Source organism: Streptomyces sp. NPDC057654, assembly GCF_042800135.1.
In the GTDB taxonomy this organism is placed as follows: domain Bacteria; phylum Actinomycetota; class Actinomycetes; order Streptomycetales; family Streptomycetaceae; genus Streptomyces.
Map to the genome: position 1 here is coordinate 1 of NZ_JBHVHQ010000631.1, position 5,057 is coordinate 5,057.

Below are 5,057 nucleotides of genomic sequence, written 5' to 3' on the forward strand. Positions count from 1 at the left end.
CTCAAGCGCCACGGCTTCACCGACATCGACGCGCGCATCCTTCCCGCCCCCGACCCGCAGGACGTCGGCACGCTCATGGTGCGCGCTCACCGCCCGGCATAACCGGGACTGCCGGTGGTGCTCACCGCCTCGGACCGTACGCACACGCGCTGTGCTCCCGAGGTCCTGATGGTGACCATGTGGTCGGCCCACGTCCGCGCGGGGGCCACGGCCGTCGCGGTGGTCGTCCCACCAAGTCCGGTGAAGGGGAGATCCGTCCGCTGGCCACGGGTCTTCATGAACCGCAGGCTCTTGATGAGGGTGCCGCTCGCATCGCCCCGACCGTCGCACACCACCAGCGGTGACTGGGTACGACCTCCAAGCAGCAGCGGCGCGCGGCTCTCTGGAGCACTTGGAGTCCCTGCACAGGCACCTTGCCGGGCACTCAGCTCTCGGAATTGCCCCGAACGACCCGTTGCCGCCCGCCGCACTGAAGGAACTGCTGGCGACCGCCACGCAGCGGCCCGGCGCAACCTGTTCAACCGCTTCATGGGGATGATGTTCCACTGTCTGCTTGCCGGGAAAGCAGTCGCTGCTCGCGCGTTCTCCTACTTCGTGCGGTCCCGGTGGAACCGGGAGACCTCCACAACCCACTGCGCCACCGCTGCGAGATCTCTTCCTGGCCGCGGCCGACCGGCAGCGGCCGCTATCCGGGGGAAGGCCGGGTGCATGTCCCGATCGCTACCCGTGACCAGCGCGGACAGCAAGGGGGCCGTCCGATCGCAGCTCTGGTCCACCTGAATGAGCACATCAACTTGCCGGCTCCGCTCGAGGGCGGGAAGCTCCGGCGGGAGCTGAGCGCGCAGCTCCCGCCAGGTGAGCGTGGTTCCGGTCGACGCTGCCCTCTGCAGGACGGTCTTGACCGCGGCGGCCAGCGGGTCGAGCTTTACGCGCGCGGGACTTGGCGGCTTCCTGGCTGCCGGGGGCTTCGTGCGGACACGGGGCTGAGCGGCCGTGGCGCGCCGCGGGCGTCGCCGCCGCGCCCAGCGGATCCAACTGTCGATCTGATCCAGTTCGCTGCCCCTGAGGAAGGGGGCTGCGATGTTCGCCTCCTGCTTCAGTTCCCTTGTCAGTTGCGTCAGTTCATCGGCGGCCAGGCGGTCGCTCTCGCGGCGAAGGCGCTTGAGCAGCGTACGGACTTTTGCCGCCGACTCCCTTGGCCGGTTCGGATTCTGTTTCTTGCTCTTGGGGGGAGCCGGCTTCTTCGGGGCCGGCACCGGTTTGTGGTGCGGCTGTCTTCGCCCGGCCGCCTGAGCCGGGGACTGCTCGGCGTAGTCGCGCCCGCGCAGATAGGTGCGGGCGGTGGCCAGGATGCGGTGCTCCTCGGCGCTGGCGCCGCGTCGGGTCAGCGACGCGGCCTGCTGAACCCCGGACCGGACATCCCATGCCCGCCGTTCACGGACAGCAGCGTCCAGGTCCTTGAAGATACGGCGCTGGTACTCCTCGTGTGCGGCCACCCATGCCTTCGCTTCCTCCAGGACTCTCTCGGCTTCCGCTCGGGCCGTGGCTGTCAGGTTCTCCAGGAAGGTGCTGCTGCCGTCGCAGAGTCTGCGCACGTGGTCCACGGTCCCCGTTCGCTGTGCGGCCTCCAGGCCGCGGGCGAATGTGACCACGCTCTCCGGCAGATTGCCCCGGCCGGAGGACGCGCCCGGTGCGTCCGCCCGGGCCCGGGCGGTGGGGCGATCCCGCAGAAAGCGGGAGGCCGCGGGCGTGAGCAGGCCTTCGTCCGTCCACGTGCACTCGCTGAACGGGACCCACTCGGTGGGGGACGCCAGGCTCTGGGTTCCGATCCAGACGCGGCGGGTCGCACCGTCGCTGTCACACCTGACGCGGTAGACGTACGGGCAGCCCGCGAGGATGTCCGGGTCCGGCACTGCGCCGGGGCCGAGGATGACGGCGTGCTGCCGTGCCCAGTCCGGCTGCACGGAGGCGTCCATGTGGATACGCAGGGACAGGCCGTCCTCCAGGTCGACGTCCACCAGGGATCCGATCGGCGGCGGAAAGGCGAACCGGGCGGCCCGGCCGTACTCGAGCAGCGAGCGGGACATCGCCGACTTCACATACAGGTGGTCCGCGCTGGATTCGCCTACGCTCGGCCGGCGGCAGGCGTTCGGGGCGCCGTGCGGCAGCGGATTATGCTGAAAATGACACTGCCGGTCGGTATATAACTTGTGTCCGAGCTGGCCTCCGCAGCCGCCCAGGAGCAATCCGCACCAGAACGTGTCCTGCTGGTGAGCGCGACGGAAGACGTCGAGCTCGATCGCCTCGGTCGGCAGGATGATCGGGACATCGGACTGTTCGTCGCCGATAACCGCCGTTTGCACCAGTCTCGTGTCCCGAACCATGTCGTCCCCACACTCGGCTTCTGCAACGAACGATAGGTCGTCGGTGCTGCACTCGCGGTTGATTCTGTAGAACAAGTGTCAGCGGTGAGGGACGGCTGTGCGGAGCTTGTCGGACGTGGCGGAGGGTGTCGAGCGGTCGCCCGTTCATTGGTGAGACCGGCCGACGAACGTACTCGTCCCCTTCCGGGCTCAAACTGCGTGGCCCGCGCGCTGGCGGCCGACGCGCGGAAGTTCTCCATGCGCTCGGCCGCCGGCACCGTCGACTACTCCAGCGGGCTCGCGTTCGCCAGGGCGTCAGCTGCCTCTGACCGGGCCCGGGGCCGCCAGCGCGTGGGCCAGCCGGACCGCGCCGGCCACCGGTTCGCCGGAGTACACCGTCAGCGGGAGGCCGAGCCGGGCGCGAAGTCGGGCTGCCACCCGTTCGGCGAGCAGGGGGCGGGCCGCGATGACGGCGCCGCCGGCGATGACGCGGGAGAGCGCGGCGCCGCGCTCCTGTACCTGGTCGACTAGGTCGACCAGGTCGTCGGCGCCCTTGGCGACGGCGGCGCGGGCGGCGGGCGAGCCGCGCTCGGCGGCGTCGAAGACGGCGGGGGCCCAGTCCGCCCATTCACGGGGCCGCAGCCGTTGCATCGCGTCCACCACGTCCCGCAGGTCCCGCAGGTCTCTGCCGCCGGACCGGCGCAGCAGCAGGGGCAGCAGGGGGTCGTCGACGTGTCCGTGGCGGTCGTGGGCGCGCGTGAGCAGTCGTACGGCCTCGCGTACGGTGCCCCAGGCGGAGCCGGGGTCGCCGAGGAGCCAGCCCCAGCCGCCCGCGTACAGGGAGGTGCCGTCGGGGGTGCGGGCCACGGCGATCGACCCAGTGCCGACGATGAGCCCGGCGCCGGGGCCGCCGTGCGGTACCGCTGCCTCCAGGAGGAACGCGTCGTTGACGACGGTGACCGGCGTGCCGGTGCGGGCGGCGAGTGCGTCGCGCAGGTCGAGGCACTCCTGGTCGGAGTCGCAGCCGTGCGCGCCCACGGCCACGGCGAGCGGGCGCCGCGCGGTCGTCTCGCGCAGGCGGGCATCCAGCAGGAGGGCCTTGCCCGGGGCGTCCAGGGCGGTCCACTCCCCCGCCGGGTGGATGCGCTCGTCGAGCGTGCGGCCGTCGGGTGTGGCGAAGCGGAGCCGGGTTTTGGTCCCGCCCGCGTCCACGCCCACGATGTAGTCGGTTTTCACGTGCTCCTCGCGTGGTCGGTCTTCGTGCGTGCGCCGGCGGTGTCCGGCGGGCCGTCTCAGCCGCGTGCGGCGGCGTAGAAGGCGAGGCACGTGGCGAGGGTCTGCCGGGCGGTGTGCACGTTGGAGCCGGGCGGGACGCCGTTGTTGACGGCGGCGAGGAGGACGTCGAGGGTGTCGAAGGTGTCCTCGGGCAGCCGGTTGAAGGTCCATTCGCCGCCCTTCTCGGCGAAGCCGAACGTTCCCGTGGCCGTGGAGTGGGTGACGGCCCCCTTCGAGCCGACGAGGTGCGCGTGGGTGGAGGAGGTGCCGGCGGGGGATATCCAGGTGTCCTCGACGGTGACTACGGCGCCGCTCTCCAGGGTGAGGACGGCGTGTCCGTAGTCTTCGACGGGGAGATCGGGGTGGGCGATGGTGGCGGTGGTGCCCGTGACGCTGGCGACCGGGGAGCGGAACAGTGCCTGGATCCGGTCGAGTTGGTAGACGGCGTGGTCGATCCAGCCGCCGCCCGGCGTGCGGGCGGGGTCGGCCCACCAGCCGGGGCCCTCCGTCGAGCCGGGCCAGGCCGTGGGCAGGCCGCTGTTCATGGCGAAGGTTGCTGAGCGCAGTTCGCCGAGCCGCCCCGAGTCGACCAGGGAGGAGAGCCGCCGGGCGAGCGGGGAGGTGTGCCGCGATTCGCTGGGGACGAAGACGACGCCGGAGCGCTCCACCTCGTCGACGACGCGGTCGGCCTCGGCGAGCGTCATGGCGAGGGGTTTGACGGAGACGATGTGCTTGCCGGCGCGGGCTGCCGCGACGCACAGACCGGGGCTCTGCTCGACGCTGGTGAAGCAGGCGACCGCGTCGATGCCGGGGTCCTCCAGTACGGCGGCGGGGTCCGTGGAGGTGCGTGGGCAGCCGGTCAGGCGGGCGACGTGGGCGGCTCGTTCCGGGTCCCGGTCCACGAGCGCGTGCAGGGCGACGGAGGGGTCGGCGGCGGCGCGCCGGGCGAAGGGGATCGCCGCGTACCAGTGATCGAAGCCGATGACGCCCATGCGCAGCGGGGCGGGTGCCGAGGTCATACGGGGGTGCTCCTCGTGGTCGAAGTGAGCGAAGCGGTGGTCGGAGCGGCCGAGGCAGCCAGAGCAGCGGAAGCGGCCGCTTCGGCGCGGTCGCTCAGAAGGTGGTGGTGAGTTCGACGATGCGCTTCTCCCGCGCCGAGGTCATGACGGCGGCCATGATCTCCAGGGCGTGCCGGGCGTGTTCGGCCGTCAGGACCACGGGGGCGCCGTCGAGGACGGCGTCGGCGAGGTGTCCGACGAGCAGGGCGCGCCCGTAGCGCGCCCGGCGGGTGTTGACGGCCAGCGGCTCCGACGGGTCGACCCAGCCGTCCACGCCCGGCGCGATGTCGGTGCGGTAGATCTCCAGGTCGGGGCCGTCGGGCCGGAAGAGGCTGATGACGCCGCGGCGGCCTTGGATTTC

At 71.7% G+C, this 5,057-nt stretch carries 4 protein-coding genes and 1 pseudogene; all 5 read right to left on the reverse strand.

All coding sequences use genetic code 11. The features are described 5' to 3' along the window. Window positions 1–86 precede the first annotated feature (86 nt). Window positions 87–278, reverse strand: a complete 192-nt coding sequence (locus ACFU99_RS32340; RefSeq protein WP_384398808.1) for a hypothetical protein — start codon at window positions 276–278, stop codon at window positions 87–89. Between the two features lie 309 nt (window positions 279–587). Next, entirely contained in the window at window positions 588–2,459 is a 1,872-nt protein-coding gene (locus ACFU99_RS32345) for a hypothetical protein (RefSeq protein WP_384398810.1), read from the reverse strand. Window positions 2,460–2,678: 219 nt separating this feature from the next. Next, window positions 2,679–3,599 (reverse strand): N-acetylglucosamine kinase, encoded by a 921-nt coding sequence (locus ACFU99_RS32350; RefSeq protein WP_384398812.1) that lies wholly within the window; start codon window positions 3,597–3,599, stop codon window positions 2,679–2,681. Between the two features lie 56 nt (window positions 3,600–3,655). Continuing rightward, a complete protein-coding gene (locus ACFU99_RS32355; protein ID WP_384398815.1) occupies window positions 3,656–4,657 on the reverse strand; it encodes a Gfo/Idh/MocA family protein in 1,002 nt (333 codons plus the stop codon). Between the two features lie 94 nt (window positions 4,658–4,751). Then, window positions 4,752–5,057 (reverse strand): annotated as a pseudogene (locus ACFU99_RS32360) (gfo/Idh/MocA family oxidoreductase); the annotation flags it as partial.